Origin of the sequence: Hymenobacter gummosus (assembly GCF_003970915.1) — a bacterium.
Taxonomy (GTDB): Bacteria; Bacteroidota; Bacteroidia; order Cytophagales; family Hymenobacteraceae; genus Solirubrum; species Solirubrum gummosum.
On the sequence record NZ_RXOF01000013.1, the window covers coordinates 33,620 to 48,684 of the forward strand.

Genomic DNA, 15,065 nt, shown 5'->3' on the forward strand with positions numbered 1-15,065 from the left:
AGAACCACCTACTTCAGTTCCGGCAGCTTGAAGTCGTCGAGGGCGCTGGGCTGGGCCATCAGGCTTTCGATTTCGGCCACGGTGCGCGGGGCATCCTTCGACAGGTTTTCCCAGCCCGACTGCGTGATGAGCACGTCGTCTTCGATGCGCACGCCGATGTTCCACCACTTTTTGTCGCAGGGGCTGCCCTCGGGAATGTAGATGCCGGGCTCCACGGTGATGACGTTGCCGGCCTTGAGCGGGCCGTAGCTTCCGCGGTCGTGCACATCTAGGCCGAGGTAGTGCGAGGTGCCGTGCGGGAAATAGCGGCGCACCTCGGCGTCGGTCTTGATGATGCCGAGCTTCTTGAGGCCCTCGGCAATGACTTTTTCGGCGGCCTGGTGCGGGGCCTGGAAGGGCACATTGGGCTTGCAGGCCTGGAAACCGGCATCCTGGGCGGCCAGCACCAGCTCGTAAATCTGCTTCTGCTCGGGGCTGAACTTGCCCGAGGGCGGGGCCGTGCGCGTCACGTCGGCGGTGTAGCCGTGGTACTCGGCGCCGCAGTCCATCAGGATGAGGTCCTGCCCGATGCGGGGCTTGTCGTTGGTTTCGTAGTGCAGGATGCAGCCGTTGGCCCCCGCCCCCACGATGCTGGGGTAGCCCTCAAACTCGGCGCCGTACTTCTTGTACACGTACTCGTGCAGGCCCTGCACTTCCATCTCGCTCATGTCGGGCTTGAGGGCTTTCATCACCTCCTGCTGGCCCACGGTGCTGATGCGGATGGCCTGGCGCAGCAGCCGGATTTCCTCGGGCGTCTTCACCTCGCGCAGCTGGTCCAGCACGTCGCTCACGGTGCCGCCGTCGAAGCGCGACTGGGGCTTGGAGGCCACCACTTTCTCGCGGGCGGCCTTGGTATCGGCTTTCAGAAAGGCTTGCACGTAGGCGTCGGCGGCAATGGCGGGCTGGGCGCTGGCCTGGCTGGCAATGTAGGGGCGCAGGTTGTCACCGTTGACCACGCCGTAGCGCTGAATCAGCTGGTGCAGGGCGGTCAGGCGCGGGTTGAAGTCGGTGGGCACGCCGGCCTGCTGGCGGAAGGAAGCCACCAAGTCGTAGAGGTCGGCGGGATTATCGGCCTCGTCGCGCACGTCGGTGGGCAAATCGAGCAGCAGCACCTGGTTGAACTTGTTCCAGGCAATGCCGGCGCCGGCAAAATCCTTGTTATCGGCCACGTACTGCAGCTTCAGCTCCCGCTGGGCGCCGTCCTTGCCCAGGCGGCGGCCGGTCCACAGCTCCCGCTTCGGGTCGCGCGGCTGCACGAACAGGGCTTCGGTCACGCCGCTCTGCCCGCCCACGGTCTGCGGCTCCTTGAAGAGCACCAGCACGCCGTCGGGCTCGTCGTAGCCCGAGAGGTAATAGAGGTCGGGGCTCTGGTGGAAGATGTAGCTTACGTCGTTGGCGCGGTTGCGCACCGGGGCCGTGAAAATCACCGCCACCGAGCCGGCGGGCATCTGCTGGCGCAGGGCGTCGCGGCGGCCCCGGTGGAAGCTCGGGTCGAGCAAATCGGCGGGGCGGTTGGGGCCGGCCGGGCGCTGGGCCAGCGCGGGCGCGGCACGTAGCGCCCCCAGGCACAGCAGGGCGAAGGTCCCTTGCCGGAACCACGACGAAACGGATAGCATAGCAGCAGCGGGCGGCTCAGCGCGGCACCAGAGGCGGCGGGGCGGGCCGGGAAGGTAAAAGAAACAGAATTTGGCCGAATCGTTGCGCCGGCGCGAAACCTGGGCCGCAGCCGGACGCAAAAAAGCCAGTCGGCAGCCCGGCGCGAGGCCCGGCTGCCGACTGGCAATACTGGTAGCGGCGCTTACTTAGTAAACGACGTAGCCTTCCTGCTTGGCCTTCTTCAGCACGGCCATGATGCCGTTCTTGTTGATGGTGCGGATGGTCGAAGCAGCCACGCGCAGCGTAACCCAAGCATCTTCCTCGGGGATGTAGAAGCGCTTCTTCTGCAGGTTCGGGTAGAACTTGCGCTTGGTTTTGTTGTTGGCGTGCGACACGTTGTTACCAACGCGGGTACGCTTGCCGGTCAGGTCACAAACTCGGGCCATGGCTATGTGTACTTTGGAGTGACGATGCTAGAAAAAGGGACGCAAATATCGGTATATCCTGGACAAAACCAAACCGGCAGGCTGAAAAATAGCTGGTTAGCCTCCGAAACAGCCCAAAAACGCCCCTTTTTCCGCCGCTGCCGCGCCGTGGCCGGCCGCCCGACAGTAAGCTGAGCCGCCCGTCATCGGCGGCCGGCCACGGCGCCGCCCCACTGCCCCGCCAAGTAGATGCACACGGTGGCGGCAGCCGGGCAGGACGTTGATTAGGCGAAGTAGTGGCCTTGGGCGAGGTCGGCGAGCAGGCCGATGTGCTGGGGCTGCCAGCCGAGGCGCTGCTGGGTGAGGGCGCTGGAGGCCGGGATGTCGAGACTGGCGAAACCGGCCATCCAGCCGAAATGCGCCCCGGCTTCCTCACGGGACTTGCTCACGACGGGCACGCCCAGGTGGCGGCCGATGGCCTCGGCAATATCGCGCAGCGGGATGCCCTCCTCGGCCACGCCGTGGTAGCGCGCCCCGGCCGGGCTCTGCTCCAGCACCAGGCGGTACAGCCGGGCCGCGTCGAGGCGGTGCACGGTGGGCCAGCGGTTCAGCCCGTCGCCGATGTAGGCGGCTTCGCCCTTTTCCCGCGCCAGCTGAATCAGGTAGGGCACAAAGCCGTGGTCCCCCCGGTCGTGCACCGAAGCGCCCAGGCGGATGGCCGTAGCGCGCACGCCCTGGGCGGCGAAGGCCAGGCCCGCGTCTTCCGACAGGCGCACGGCCGGCACATCGGCGGGGCGGACGTCGTCTTCGGTGGCGGGCCGGCCGCCGGACGAGAGGCCGCCGAAGCCGGAGGTGACAATCAGCGGCCGGTCGGAGCCGAGCAGCGCCGTTCCGAGGGCTTCAATGGCGCGGCGGTCGGTCTGGACGGCGGCGGGGAAGTTGTTGAAGTCGTGGACGAAGCCGGTGTGGATGACGCCGTCGGTGGCGGCGGCGCCGCGGCGCAGGGAATCCAGGTCTTCGAGGGTGCCGCGGTGAACGTCGGCGCCCGTGGCGGCCAAGGCACGGGCCGACTCTTCGGAGCGGGCCAGGCCGAGCACCTGATGGCCCGCGCCGAGCAATTCCTGAACGACGGCCGAGCCGACAAAGCCCGTGGCGCCGGTGACAAAAACACGCATGCGTTGCTCTCTTTTAGAGTGATTGGGAACAACGCAAAGGTGCGGGCGGGCTGCCCCGAGGCGTTTGCGCGGCGCAAACCATCTGTTGAAAAAATCAAACAATCAGTCCCGGAACGCGCCGGGCGTCAGGCCGGTCTGCCGCTTGAAGAAATGGCAGAAGTGGGCCACGTCGGCGAAGCCCAGGCAGTCGGCAATTTCGGAGACGGTCCAGCCGGTGTGCTTCAGCAGCAGCCGGGCCTCCTGTCCGATGCGGGCGCTGATGAGGGCGGTAGTGGTGTGGCCGGTGGTTTCGCGCAGCACCCGGTTCAGGTGGTTCACGTGCACGGCCAGCGCGTCGGCGAAGTCCTTAGCGGTGCGCAGGCGCAGCTGCTGGTGCGAGGTAGCCAGCGGAAACTGCCGCTCCAGTAGGTCGGTGAACTGAGCCGTGAGGCGGGCGGCGGCCGAGTGCGCGGCGGGTGGCGTGGCGGCGGGCTGCAGCTTCTGGCCCAGCAGAATCAACTCCCAGAGGTAGGCACGCAGCAAATCGTACTTGTAGGCGAAGCCGGAGGCCATTTCCTGCTCCATCTTCTCAAAAACGGGTTCGATGCCGGCGTACTCGGCGTCAGTCAGCGGCCAGAGCGGGCAGGCGCCGGGCTGAAACACGGGCAGCTCATCGAGCGGGGCGCCACCCTTGGCGGGCAGCAGAAAGGCATCGGTGAACACGCAGAAGTAGCCGGTCTGATTCAGGTCGTGGGGCAGCCAGCGGTAGGGCACGCGGTGCGAGGCAAACCAGAGGGCGTTGCCGTCGACTTCCACGCTCTGGTCGGCGTACTCGACGCGGCTACGGCCCCGGATCAGGCTGATTTTATAGAAGCTGCGCCGGTCGAACTTCATCGGCGGCCGGCTGGCGTACCCCGGCATCATATCCGCCATGTTCACCACGGTGAAGTCGCCGACTTCGCGTTGCATAAGGGCCGGCGGCGCGTCGCCCGGGCGGGCTACGGTCAGGGCGCGGTAGAACTCTTCGAGCGACTTGGCAGGCATGGCAGCACGTTGAAAGAATCAAAGATACACGCCGCCTACCGCCTGGTTCTACTGCTTCGCGGCTTTCTTGGCCTTCCAGGGGCAGTGCCGGCAGCCGCTGCCGCAGCAGCTGCCGCGGCGCCGGTGGTACTGCTCGGTGAAGACCAGGTAGCCTTCGGGGGTGTAGTAAAAGTCGCCGGGCTGCAGGGGCTGGGGCTTGGCTTTCATGCAGGCTCCTAACCGCGCAGGGCGGCAATACATTCAATTTCGACCAGGGCATCGAGCGGCAGGCGCGACACCTCCACGGTGGTGCGGGCCGGCCGGTGCGCCCCGAATACCTCGGCGTACACGGCATTCATGCGCTGAAAATCGGCGAAGTTTTTCAGGAATACGGTGGTCTTCACCACGTCGGCCAGCCCCAGCCCCTGGGCCGACAGCACGGTGTTCAGGTTCAGCAGGGCCTGCCGCGTCTGCTCCTCGATGTCGCGCGCCTCAATCTGCATGGTGGCGGGGTTGAGCGGCGTCTGGCCGGAGCAAAACACCAAGCCGCCGGTGACAATGGCCTGGGAGTAAGGGCCGACGGCCTGCGGAGCGTCGGGGTGGTGGAGGGTTTGCATGGGGCAGGAATTGATAGCCGCCAAAAATAAGACCGTTTCGGCAGCCGGGCTCCGGGCCGGCCGGCATGGGTCAGTGGTGAGCAAGCCTACTCGGCCCGGCCCCGGAGGCCGAGCGGCGCGTATTGCGGCGGCAAGCCCCGCGGCCGTCCGGCCCGCTGGTGCCCGCGCCGCGGGGCGAGGCATCCAACGTCGGGTTGCGGGTAACTTGCCTCCCTCATTGCTTGGCCCCGACTCCTGATGCCCACCAATTCTGCCGCACGTGCTACCGCCCGGTACTGGCTGATTCCCGCCGCGCTGACCTTCGCCGCGCTGCTGCCGCTGGCCCTGCTTAGCTACTACAATCATCCGTTCATGGATGATTATTTCAACGCGGCCAATGCGCAGCGGCTGGGGTTTTGGGGTGCTCAGCGCGAGCTGTACCTGCGCTGGACCGGCCGCTTTTTCTCCTCCCTGCTGGCCGTTGGGGCCAACCCCATGCAGTTTGGGTGGTACGACGGGCTGCGCCTCACCCCTTTTCTGATACTGAGCTGCACCTGCCTTATTGCTTACCTGGCCGTGCGGACGCTCAGCCCACCCGGGCGGCCGCGGGTGGAGGCGGCCGTGCTGGCGGGCAGCTTCCTGCTGGTGTATCTGCAGCTGATTCCGTCGCTGTACCCCACGTTTTACTGGTTTACGGGCAGCGTGGTGTACCAGCTGGCCGGCATGTGGGTGCTACTGGCCCTGGCCGCCGGCGTACGGGCGGGCCGGGCCGCTAGTGCCCCGGCCCGCCGCGGCTGGTGGCTTACGGCTGCCTTCGGGGTGGTGGCGGCGGGCGGCTCCAACGAAATGGCCCTGTTGCACGTGCTGCTCGGGCTGGGGCTGCTGACGCTGCTGCACTGGCGCCGGCCGGCCCGCTCCAGCTGGCTGGGCCTGCTGGCGGTGGCCGGGGTGGCCGCGGCAGTGTCTTTGGCGGCCCCCGGCAATTTTGTGCGCATGGCCGAGGAGTTTGCCGTCAACCCCACGCGGCGCGGGCTGCTCGCAGGCCTGAACGAAGCCGTACCACAGGCCTTTTTCCACGCCCGCAGCTTCCTCAAATCCATTCCCTGGCCGCTGTGGCTGGGCCTGACCGCTGCCTGGGCGCTGGTGGTGCTGCAGTGGCGCCGCACGGCCGGCTTGCCCACCGCGCCGCGGCTGCCGTGGTACCTGGGCTTGCCCTGCCTGATTGTGGGGCTGTACGCGACGGAGTTGCTGCTGCAGCTGGCCATGGGCCGCCAGGGCCCCGACCGCGTCATCAACGGCGTGTGGCTGTTTTGGCTGCCGGCCTGGCTTACGGCCGTGTGGGCCGCTGTGGCTGCGGCCCCGGCCCGGCGCGCTGGGCCGGCACCCGCCTGGACTACCGCTCTGGCCTGCACCGCGCTGCTGCTGGGCGTGTACGGCCTGGGGCTGCCCCAACGCGCCTGGCGGGAGTTGCTGCGCAACGGTGCGGCTTACGACGCGCAGATGCTGGCCCGCGAGGCGCTGCTGCGCGGCGACGCCGGCGGGCGTCCCCCGCACCTGGTGGTGCCGCCCATCCTGGGCATCACGCCCGAACACGTGCTCATCAGCGGCTGGGACCTGTCGGCCGACCCCAACCTGTACATCAACACCGAAACGGCGCTGTACTTCGGCCTGCAAAGTCTGCGCGTGGATGAAAAGCTGCTGCCCCAGGCGCATCCCGATTTCCGCAATAACTGAGGAGCCAGGCGGCTACACCTTGGGGGTTGTTGGTCGGGCCTAGCGCCTGCGCGGTTCCGAACCAGCTCACTTTTCCGTTTTGGCAGCTACTTGCCCTTGCGCGGAATATTCTTCAGCTCCTGCAGCGTGCCCTCGCTGTTGAAGTTCAGTTGCATGTCCTTAGGGTTGTGCCTCCCGGCCGCCACCACGGCCACGCCGTCGAGGTCGTAGCGGGTTTTATCGGCCTTAAACAGGCTCTTGAACGCCACCTTGGGCACGGCTTTGGGCTGAAAGGCAACGCGCACGGGCATGATTTCGGTGCCGCGCTTACTGAACGTGACGTCCTTGGTCTCCAGCCCGCGCACCTCCATATCGTCGCCGCCGATGCGGAAGTTGTACCGCACGCTGCGGATGGTGACGGGGAAGGGGTTGTAATTGGTCACGCGCAGCTTCATCAGCGCCTCGCCGTGCCTGAGGCCCAAGTCCGTCACGTCCACGTCGGCCACCTCGATTTTGGGCATTTTCGGCACGTATACCTTCTTCGACAGCCGCACCGGAATCCTCTCGGAGCCCACCAGCGGCAGACGGGTATACATCTGCATCTGCATTTCCACCTCCACGCAGTCCTGCTGGATATCCTTGATTTTACGCCTGAGCTGGTCCATGTCCACGCTCACCGGAATGTCGAGCGGGCTACTGCCGCGGCGGCGGATGACGGTTGGCCGGCCCTGGCTGCCCTGGGCCATCTTTTCGCCGTCGATGCGGGTGACGTAGCTGAAGCTGTCGACGCGCAGGCGCAGTGGGGCGTGGTTGCGCAGGTCGACGTGCAGCCGGGCCTTGAGCGAGTCGGCCGTGATGTTGCCCGCGTTCATGCTTACGTTGTCGAGGGTGGGCAGCAGCCGGCGGCCGTTGTCGGTGGCCTTGTAGCCGATAAAGCCGCTCACGACGAGCAGCAGTAGAAGGGCGAGCAGCGCCCCGAGCACGGGGTGCCGCCCGAAAAACGAAGTTCTGGCCATGGCCGCGTTGTTCGGTGAAGGGTGAAAAATTCCGGTTCAGAGGAATGCGGCAACGGGCCGAACGGCTTGCTCTGGTTCACGGCCCGGGCGGCATTTTGTTATCGTTCAGCCACTTGGTGTCGAGCACCTTCCCCTCCCGTTTTCCGTACTTTTGAAGCCTCCGACCCCATTTCCCTCTCCCAAACATTCCCGCCATGTCCGTCAGCACGCCCCCCGCTACCGCCGCCCCCATCCAGCTCAGCAGCCACGATTTGATGCAGCTGGAAGACCAGTACGGCGCCCACAACTACCACCCGCTGCCGGTGGTGCTCAGCCGCGGCGAGGGCGTGCACCTCTGGGACGTGGAAGGCAAGCACTACTACGACTTCCTCTCCGCCTACTCGGCCGTAAACCAGGGCCACTGCCACCCGCGCATTATCCGGGCGCTGACGGAGCAGGCCCAGAAGCTCACCCTTACCTCGCGCGCCTTCTTTAACGACCAGCTCGGCCGGGCCGAAAAGTACCTGTGCGAGCTGTTCAACTACGACAAGGCCCTGCTGATGAACTCGGGCGCCGAAGCCGTGGAAACCGCCCTGAAATTGGCCCGCCGCTGGGGCTACGAGCAGAAGGGCATTGCCCCGAACCAGGCCCGCATTTTGGTGGCCGAGCACAACTTCCACGGCCGCACCACCGGCATCATTTCCTTCAGCACCGACCCGGACAGCACCGGCGGCTTCGGCCCCTACATGCCCGGCTACCAGGTGGTGCCCTACGACGACCTGGCCGCCCTGGAAGCCGCCGTGCAGGACCCGCACGTGTGCGCCTTCCTCGTCGAGCCCATTCAGGGCGAGGCGGGCGTGGTGGTGCCCTCGGATGGCTATTTGGCTCACGCCCACCAGATCTGCAAAAAGCACAAGGTGCTGCTCATTGCCGACGAAATCCAGACCGGGCTGGGCCGCACCGGCGAACTGCTGGCCTCCTGCTACGAGGGCCTGCACGCCGATATGCTGGTGCTGGGCAAGGCCCTGAGCGGCGGGGTGCTGCCCGTATCGGCGGTGCTGGCCCGCAACGAAATCATGCTCGGCATCAAGCCCGGGCAGCACGGCTCGACCTTCGGCGGCAACCCGCTGGCCTGCGCCGTGATGGTGGCCGCCCTCGACGTGCTACTGGAGGAAAAGCTCACCGAAAACGCCCGCGCCCTGGGCGAAGTATTCCGCGAGCGGATGCGCCGCCTGCAGGCCAAGCGCCCCGAAGTGGTGGAGCTGGTGCGCGGCAAGGGTCTGTTGAACGCCGTCGTCATCAAGCCCCGCCCCGACGGCCGCACCGCCTGGGACGTGTGCGTGACGCTGATGGAGCGCGGCGTGCTGGCCAAGCCCACCCACGGCGACATTATCCGCTTCGCCCCGCCCCTGGTCATCACCGAGGAACAGTTGCACGAAGCCTGCGACGTGATTGAGGAAGTGATTCTGGCGTTTTAAGTGGCCGGTAGCTGGCGCCGGTTTAGCCGGCGAAGCCGGCGTAACCGGTGCCCACCGTAAAGCAGGCTTTCAGCCTGCGTGGAACGTTGCCGTGCCGGGCCCGGCTGCTTGTCCGGGCGCTACCCGCAGGCTGAAAGCCTGCTTCATGCCAGGCACCGGTTACGCCGTCTTCGACGGCTAAACCGGCGCCAGGCTTGGAGCTGCGGGTCACTCACCCAGCCATTCCGAATTTTCGCATAGCCCAGGAACGGTTTCACCGAGTCCGGCGGTTAGGCGGCTGAGCGACAGGTTACTTTTGTACTGTCGCCACCACCAAACTCCGGTTATGCTGATCCGTTACGCCCTGCTGTTGACTTTTTCCGTGCTGATTTTGGCGAGCTGCCAGACTTCCAAATCGGCACTTACCTCCCCGGGCTGGGAGTTTACCAGCGTCGATGCCACCGACAGCACTGAGGCCGTGGTGCTGATGCACAGCTCGCAGGGCCCCGAGCCCGTGCGCGCCACCATATCGATGGCGGAAGCGCGGACTATGTCGGCCGCCCGCGCCGAGATGGAGCGCCGCTAAGCCTGCCTTTCCCGACTGTTTTGTTTCGCCGCGGTGAGCTACCCAGCCTGCCGCGGCGAACTGCTTTTGAGCGGGGCCGTAGGTAAGCCGAGCTGGCCGTATGTTGCCGGCGCTCCTTGCCTCTGCCCGATGTCGACTCCCCTTCTGCGCCGCCTGGCCTGGCTGCTGGTATTGCCCAGTGGTCTGCTCATCGGCTGCCACAGTGCCAAGCCTGGCTTCACCTTCCGTCCCGCCACCAGTACGCCCGTTGCCACCCCGGCAGCGCCCGTTTCGCCAGCAGCGCCCGCGGTGACTTCCTCAGCGGTAGGGGCTCCATCGGCCCCCGCAGTTCCGCTGCACTCTGCCCCCCGCCCGCCGCTCCGTACTGCAGCGGCACACCCAAAACCGGCAGCCGGGCCACCGGCCGTGCTGCGTCAGGCGCTACGGCCCCGGCTGGTAGCCCGGCACCAGGTCGGCCACCGGCCCAGCCGTGTGCGCTCCGAGTCGGGACGCAATACGTTTCACATCGTGCTGGGCGCGGTGCTCATCGTGAGCAGCATTGTGGTGGGGCTGTGGCTGGGGGGCTGGCTGGGCCTGGGTGTGGGCGCGGCCATCATGCTGCTCGGCGACTATTTCCTCGTGCTGGGTATCGGCGGCAAGCACGCCTGGCTGGAAATCTTCCAGGAGTTCTTTAATATGTGAGGATTTTTCCTGGCGTGTGATGTCTGCCTGCGGTCTGCGTCGCTTGGGTTTGTACCTGTTGTAAGTGCCTTGCTCGGCTGCCGCGGCCAGCAAGCCGTCTTTGCGCCTGCGTCGGTCCTGTCCGTCACCAGCCCTAACGCCTCCGCTGGGCCGCACCTGGCGCCCATAGCTCCTTCTGCGTCGGAAGCCGAACAGGTGGCGGGCCCGGCTGCGGGGTGCACTCCGCGAAGCCACCCCGTCGGGCCGTTGGCTGCTTGGCCGTAAAGTCCCTTCGGTCGGCGGTTTATCGGAACCCTGCCTGGCCCCGCTCCCTGGCCCGGGCGACTGTTGCCCGGCCAGGGAGCGGAGTGCCGCGCTTAGGCGGCTCAGCCCGCCGGCCGCAGAGGCCAGTCCGCTCACTATTGTGGCGCTAACAGCTCTGGCACTGATGGTTACTACTCTTGACCGTAGCCTCCATTGCCAGCCTGACGCCGACCGGCATTGTGCTCGGCGCCACGCTCTGGTTCGGCATCAGATTTTTGCGGTACCGCCTCCAGCCCGGCTCCATGTAGCCCGAAGTCGATTTTTTTCTTTGCCTGAATAGTCCTTTCGCGGCTGATTATGGTCGGCGCAGCACTGGCCGGGCGGCTAGGTTTACCTGTCCGCCAACCTCCAGTCGCCTTGTCCTACCACCTTGCTTCGCGGGTTTGCCTGAGCCTGTTGCTGGCTTTCAGCCTCGCGGGGCTGAGCAGCTGCCAGAGCAGCCGCCCGGTCTTTCACCTCGACTTGCGCCTCGCGCCCACCCGGCAGGCCCTGGCGGCTGATTCGGCATCGGCGGCCCCACTGATTCCCGCCGCAACGGCCATGGCGGCTGCCGCAATTCCGTCGTTTCCTCCGGCAAAACCAGCCGCTCGGCTACGCAGGGCGTCAGCGGTCCGTTCCTCGGCGCAGCGGCGCCAGCACAAGCAGCCTCTGGTGACGGCACCGCCCCGCTTCCACCTGCAACGGCCGCACCACACCAACTCCCAAGCCCTCGGCCGGGCCGTCAGGCCGCAGCGCACGGGCATCGATGGCAGCTCCTTCTTCACGATGCTGCTGCTGGCGCTGCTGATATTCCTGATTGCCAAATTCACGGTGGTCATGCTCGTCATCCTGGGCGTGCTGGCCCTGGTGGCCCTCATCATCCTCATTTGGCTCAGCACGGGCCACTGGGCTTACGGGTAACGGCCCGGCAGTTCAGCTTTTATCTTCCAACCTACCTATTTCCTACGATGCGCAAGCTCTACTTCTATCTTCTGCTGCCGCTGCTGATCCTGGGGCTGCTGACTAGCTGCCAAAGTAGCCGCCCGGCCTATCATTTCGGGTATCGGCCGGCTCCGGCAGCTCCCGACCCGGCCGGGCCGGCGGCGGATGCACCGCGGCTAACCGCCAGGCCGGGGCCGCCCAAGACGGCACCGGCGGCAACAGTCCGACGGTCAGCCGTGGCGCCGGCCCGCCCCCGGCGCGCTGCGGTGCGGGCGCAGCTTCAGGCCCGACAGCCGCGGACAGCCCTTGCCCAAGTCCAGACCAGCCGGCTTACGAGGCTGCGGCCCCAGCCTCAGCACGCGGCAGTCCGCCATTACCAGCCCCGCAAAGCGGCTTCCGCTTACGAGGGCATGTTTTATACCGGCCTCGTCCTCGTGCTTCTGGGCCTGATTGTGCTGCTTACCTCGCTGGTCACGGTGTCGGGCATGCTCGCCCTGGCTGGCCTGGGTATATTCCTGGCTGGACTGGTAATAACGAGCTTCGGCTGGGCGGGCGACGGGCACTGGGACTTTGGCTAAGCCCCGGCCGCACTGCTTGCCCGTGGTATTCACTCGCTTTACCCGTTCTGCATGAAGCACAATTCCTGCTACTGGTTGCTGTTGCTGCTGCCGATTCTGGGGCTGCTAGCGGGTTGCCAAAGCAGCCGCCCGGCCTTCTGCTTCGGCTATCGACCGGCTGCCTCAGGGCCCGCCCCGACGGCCGCCCAACCGGATTCGGCGCTGCCGGCCGCGGCACCAGCTGCGGTGCCTACTGCTACTCGGCCGGCCCCGCCTCAGCCCCATCACGCCGCTCCGCGCCCCCGGCCACTTGCCCGGCCTCTGGCTTTGCGGCCCCTGGTGCGGCAGGCGGCCGCCGCGGCGGCCCGGCCGCCGCAGCTGTTGCATCTGCGGCCAACAGCCAGCGGCCACCGCTCGGCGGCGCCGGTGGTAGTGCTGCTGAGCGTGGGGGCGCTGGCTATGTTTATAGCGCTGGGCATCGGTACGCTGGATGCGGGGCTGGTAGCCAGCCTCATCGGGCTGGCCTGCCTGGCGGCGGTGGTCCTGCTGCTGCTGGTGCGCACCATCTGGCCGCGGTCCAGGTCGGCGGCGCGGAGTACTGCGGCCCGCAGCAGCCTAAGCCAATTCTTCCAACCGGCCACAAAATGGCAGCGCCGCCTTGCCGTCCGCAGCCGGGCCGCGCGCCCCACCGACGGCGGTATCGACGCGCTGGGTCGTTTTATGGTCAAAGCCGCCGCAGTAGCCGCGTCGGTTTTTCTGCTAACGCTGATTATGGGGCTGGTTTTCAGCTCGACGGTCACGACAGTCATTGGGGCGGCTGGCTTGGGGCTTCTGCTGGTTTTGGCAATCCTTATCCTCAGTGCCTGATGCCGCCAAAGGGCAGTGGCGGCGCCGACGGATACCTTAAACCCGGTTCACAGCCCCTGTCCCAGCCCGACAACCTTGCTTTTCTGAGGGTCTTGTCCAGCTGATTTATTCCATGTTCCGGTAGCTCCACTCATGCTCTTGCGCCGCGTTTTCCTCCTGCCTCTGAGCCTGCTGTTGCTACTGAGCAGCTGCCAGAGCAACCGCCCTACCTTTTACTTCGGCCACCGGCCCGCGCCGGCTCATCGTGCGCCGGTAGCCGCTGATGTGGCTAGTCCTACCGCGCCACCCGATTCGGATGCCGTTGCTTCGGTGGCTTTAGTAGCACTGCCGGCAGAAAGCCGCAGAATACCCGGCCACAAGCGCGCCCTGCCGCTACGGCCCGCGCAGCCACCCGCCCGTTTCGCACCGACGCGCCGGGGCCCGGCCAGCCCCGTAGCCCGCGCAGCGGGGCGGGTCATCCGGCACCGCGCCTTGCAGCAAAAGCCCCCGCGCAACACCGCCGACTTCGATCATGGCAAAGCCCTGCGGGAAACCATCCTGGCCGCGCTGTACGTGGTGGGCCTCGTCGTGCTGCTGATTGTGCTCTTGGCGGCCCCTACGGCGACGGGGCAGCTGGTCTGGGGCATCGTGTTTGGCGTCGCGGCTTTGCCGTTGCTGTATTGGCTGGGGCGGGTCGTGGTGGAACTGATTCGTCCGGCCGGAAACACGCGGCGGCACCGCCGCGGCTTCGTTAACAAACAGGTTCGGCAGCCTCGGGCTTGGAACCGCCACCCAACCAAGGACTCCTGGGACAAGCTGATACCCTTTGTGGTCGGCATTCTGAGCACGCTAATTCTGTTGATTATCTGGGGCTTGGCGACACTGCTGCATACCAGCTTCTGGGCGGCATTTGGCTGGCTGCTCCTAATTCTAGCCGGGCTTTATGTGCTGACTCTGCTGATCAGCTTGCTGCTGAAAATTTTTCAAAAAAGGCACTGAAGTAAGAATCGATGGCGCGGGCCGGGCTGCATCCGGGCCCACCTCAACCGCAACTTTATCTTTGCCCCGGCTGTTTTGCCCGGTTGATTAACACGTTCTCATGGCACTAATCCCCACGCACCGCCCCCGGCGGAACCGCAAGTCCGAAGTCATCCGCAACATGGTGCAGGAAACCACCCTGTCGGTCCACGACTTCATCTACCCTGTGTTCCTGATCGAAGGCGAGAACAAGACCATCGAAGTCACCTCGATGCCCGGCATTCAGCGCTTCACCGCCGACCGGCTCCTCGACGAAATCGGCCAGTGCGTCGACCTCGGCATCAAGTCCTTCGCGCCTTTCCCCAGCATCGACGACCGGCTCAAGGACCGCCTGGCCCAGGAAAGCCACAACCCCGACGGGCTCTACACCCGCACCATCGCCCAGATCAAAAAGGCCTTCCCCGACGTGGTCATCATGTCGGACGTGGCCATGGACCCTTACTCCTCCGACGGGCACGACGGCATCGTGGACCCGGATTCGGGCGAAATCCTGAACGACGCCACCCTGGAAGTGCTCGGCCAGATGGCCCTGGCCCAGGCCCGCGCCGGCGCCGACATCATCGGCCCCTCGGACATGATGGATGGCCGCGTGGCCTGGATTCGCGACGTGCTCGACCGCAACGCCTTCAGCCACGTGAGCATCATGAGCTACACGGCCAAGTACGCCTCGGCCTTCTACGGTCCCTTCCGCGACGCGCTGGGCTCGGCCCCCAAGAAGGGCGACAAGAAAAGCTACCAGATGAACCCCGCCAACCGCCGCGAGGCCCTGCGCGAGCTGGTGCTCGACGAGCAGGAAGGCGCCGACATGGTGATGATCAAGCCCGCCCTGAGCTACCTCGACGTGATTCGGGAAGTGCGCAATCACACCCAGCTGCCCGTGACGGCCTACAACGTGTCGGGCGAGTACGCCATGGTGAAAGCCGCCGCCCAGAACGGCTGGGTCGACGGGGAGCGGACCATGATGGAGGTGCTGATGAGCATCAAGCGCGCCGGCGCCGACGCCATCCTGACGTACTTCGCCAAGGAAGCCGCCCAGGTGCTACGCCGCGGCTAGGGTGGGCTGATAGAACGTCATCCTGAGCAGAGCGAAGGACCTTGCTCGAACCCTGCACCGCCGCTGCCTACGAAGTGCAGA

16 protein-coding genes are annotated in these 15,065 nt (G+C 66.1%); 9 read left to right on the top strand and 7 right to left on the bottom strand.

The window, feature by feature from the left end:
• Positions 1-8: 8 nt before the first annotated feature.
• From EJV47_RS19685 to EJV47_RS19705, 6 genes are all read right to left on the bottom strand, one after another.
• Positions 9-1,655 carry an aminopeptidase P family protein gene (locus EJV47_RS19685; protein WP_126694920.1) on the bottom strand — a complete coding sequence of 549 codons (1,647 nt, stop codon included), beginning with the start codon at positions 1,653-1,655 and terminating at the stop codon, positions 9-11.
• 186 nt (positions 1,656-1,841) lie between these two features.
• Positions 1,842-2,081 (bottom strand): 50S ribosomal protein L28, encoded by a 240-nt coding sequence (gene rpmB / locus EJV47_RS19690; RefSeq protein WP_059068864.1) that lies wholly within the window; start codon positions 2,079-2,081, stop codon positions 1,842-1,844.
• A gap of 263 nt (positions 2,082-2,344) precedes the next feature.
• On the bottom strand, positions 2,345-3,235 hold the full coding sequence (locus EJV47_RS19695; protein ID WP_126694921.1) for an SDR family oxidoreductase: 891 nt from the start codon (positions 3,233-3,235) through the stop codon (positions 2,345-2,347).
• A 102-nt stretch (positions 3,236-3,337) separates the two neighbouring features.
• On the bottom strand, positions 3,338-4,258 hold the full coding sequence (locus tag EJV47_RS19700) for a helix-turn-helix domain-containing protein (protein WP_126694922.1): 921 nt from the start codon (positions 4,256-4,258) through the stop codon (positions 3,338-3,340).
• A 48-nt stretch (positions 4,259-4,306) separates the two neighbouring features.
• Positions 4,307-4,465, bottom strand: a complete 159-nt coding sequence (locus EJV47_RS28135; protein WP_165903837.1) for a C1orf53 family protein — start codon at positions 4,463-4,465, stop codon at positions 4,307-4,309.
• An 8-nt stretch (positions 4,466-4,473) separates the two neighbouring features.
• A complete protein-coding gene (locus EJV47_RS19705) occupies positions 4,474-4,854 on the bottom strand; it encodes a RidA family protein (RefSeq protein WP_126694923.1) in 381 nt (126 codons plus the stop codon).
• A gap of 237 nt (positions 4,855-5,091) precedes the next feature.
• Here EJV47_RS19705 and EJV47_RS19710 point away from each other — a divergent pair, with 237 nt between their 5' ends.
• Complete coding sequence (locus EJV47_RS19710; protein WP_126694924.1) at positions 5,092-6,567, top strand: DUF6056 family protein; 1,476 nt, start codon at positions 5,092-5,094, stop codon at positions 6,565-6,567.
• An 86-nt stretch (positions 6,568-6,653) separates the two neighbouring features.
• Here the strand turns inward: EJV47_RS19710 and EJV47_RS19715 are convergent, their stop codons facing one another.
• Positions 6,654-7,562 (bottom strand): LEA/WHy family protein, encoded by a 909-nt coding sequence (locus EJV47_RS19715; protein WP_126694925.1) that lies wholly within the window; start codon positions 7,560-7,562, stop codon positions 6,654-6,656.
• 194 nt (positions 7,563-7,756) lie between these two features.
• Here EJV47_RS19715 and rocD point away from each other — a divergent pair, with 194 nt between their 5' ends.
• The 8 genes from rocD to hemB all read left to right on the top strand — a co-directional run bounded on the left by rocD (position 7,757) and on the right by hemB (position 14,984).
• The gene (gene rocD, locus EJV47_RS19720) at positions 7,757-9,019 is read left to right on the top strand and encodes an ornithine--oxo-acid transaminase (RefSeq protein WP_126694926.1); all 1,263 of its coding nucleotides are present in this window, start codon (positions 7,757-7,759) and stop codon (positions 9,017-9,019) included.
• Between the two features lie 325 nt (positions 9,020-9,344).
• Positions 9,345-9,584, top strand: a complete 240-nt coding sequence (locus EJV47_RS19725; RefSeq protein WP_126694927.1) for a hypothetical protein — start codon at positions 9,345-9,347, stop codon at positions 9,582-9,584.
• Between the two features lie 471 nt (positions 9,585-10,055).
• Positions 10,056-10,265, top strand: a complete 210-nt coding sequence (locus tag EJV47_RS19730; protein ID WP_126694928.1) for a hypothetical protein — start codon at positions 10,056-10,058, stop codon at positions 10,263-10,265.
• A gap of 660 nt (positions 10,266-10,925) precedes the next feature.
• Positions 10,926-11,468, top strand: a complete 543-nt coding sequence (locus EJV47_RS19735; protein WP_126694929.1) for a hypothetical protein — start codon at positions 10,926-10,928, stop codon at positions 11,466-11,468.
• Between the two features lie 431 nt (positions 11,469-11,899).
• Positions 11,900-12,067 (top strand): hypothetical protein, encoded by a 168-nt coding sequence (locus EJV47_RS28140; protein ID WP_165903838.1) that lies wholly within the window; start codon positions 11,900-11,902, stop codon positions 12,065-12,067.
• A 438-nt stretch (positions 12,068-12,505) separates the two neighbouring features.
• Positions 12,506-12,913: a hypothetical protein gene (locus EJV47_RS19740; protein WP_126694930.1), complete on the top strand. Its 408-nt coding sequence runs from the start codon at positions 12,506-12,508 to the stop codon at positions 12,911-12,913.
• Positions 12,914-13,384: 471 nt separating this feature from the next.
• Entirely contained in the window at positions 13,385-13,891 is a 507-nt protein-coding gene (locus EJV47_RS19745; protein ID WP_126694931.1) for a hypothetical protein, read from the top strand.
• A 100-nt stretch (positions 13,892-13,991) separates the two neighbouring features.
• A complete protein-coding gene (hemB, locus tag EJV47_RS19750; RefSeq protein WP_126694932.1) occupies positions 13,992-14,984 on the top strand; it encodes a porphobilinogen synthase in 993 nt (330 codons plus the stop codon).
• The last annotated feature ends 81 nt before the right edge of the window (positions 14,985-15,065 follow it).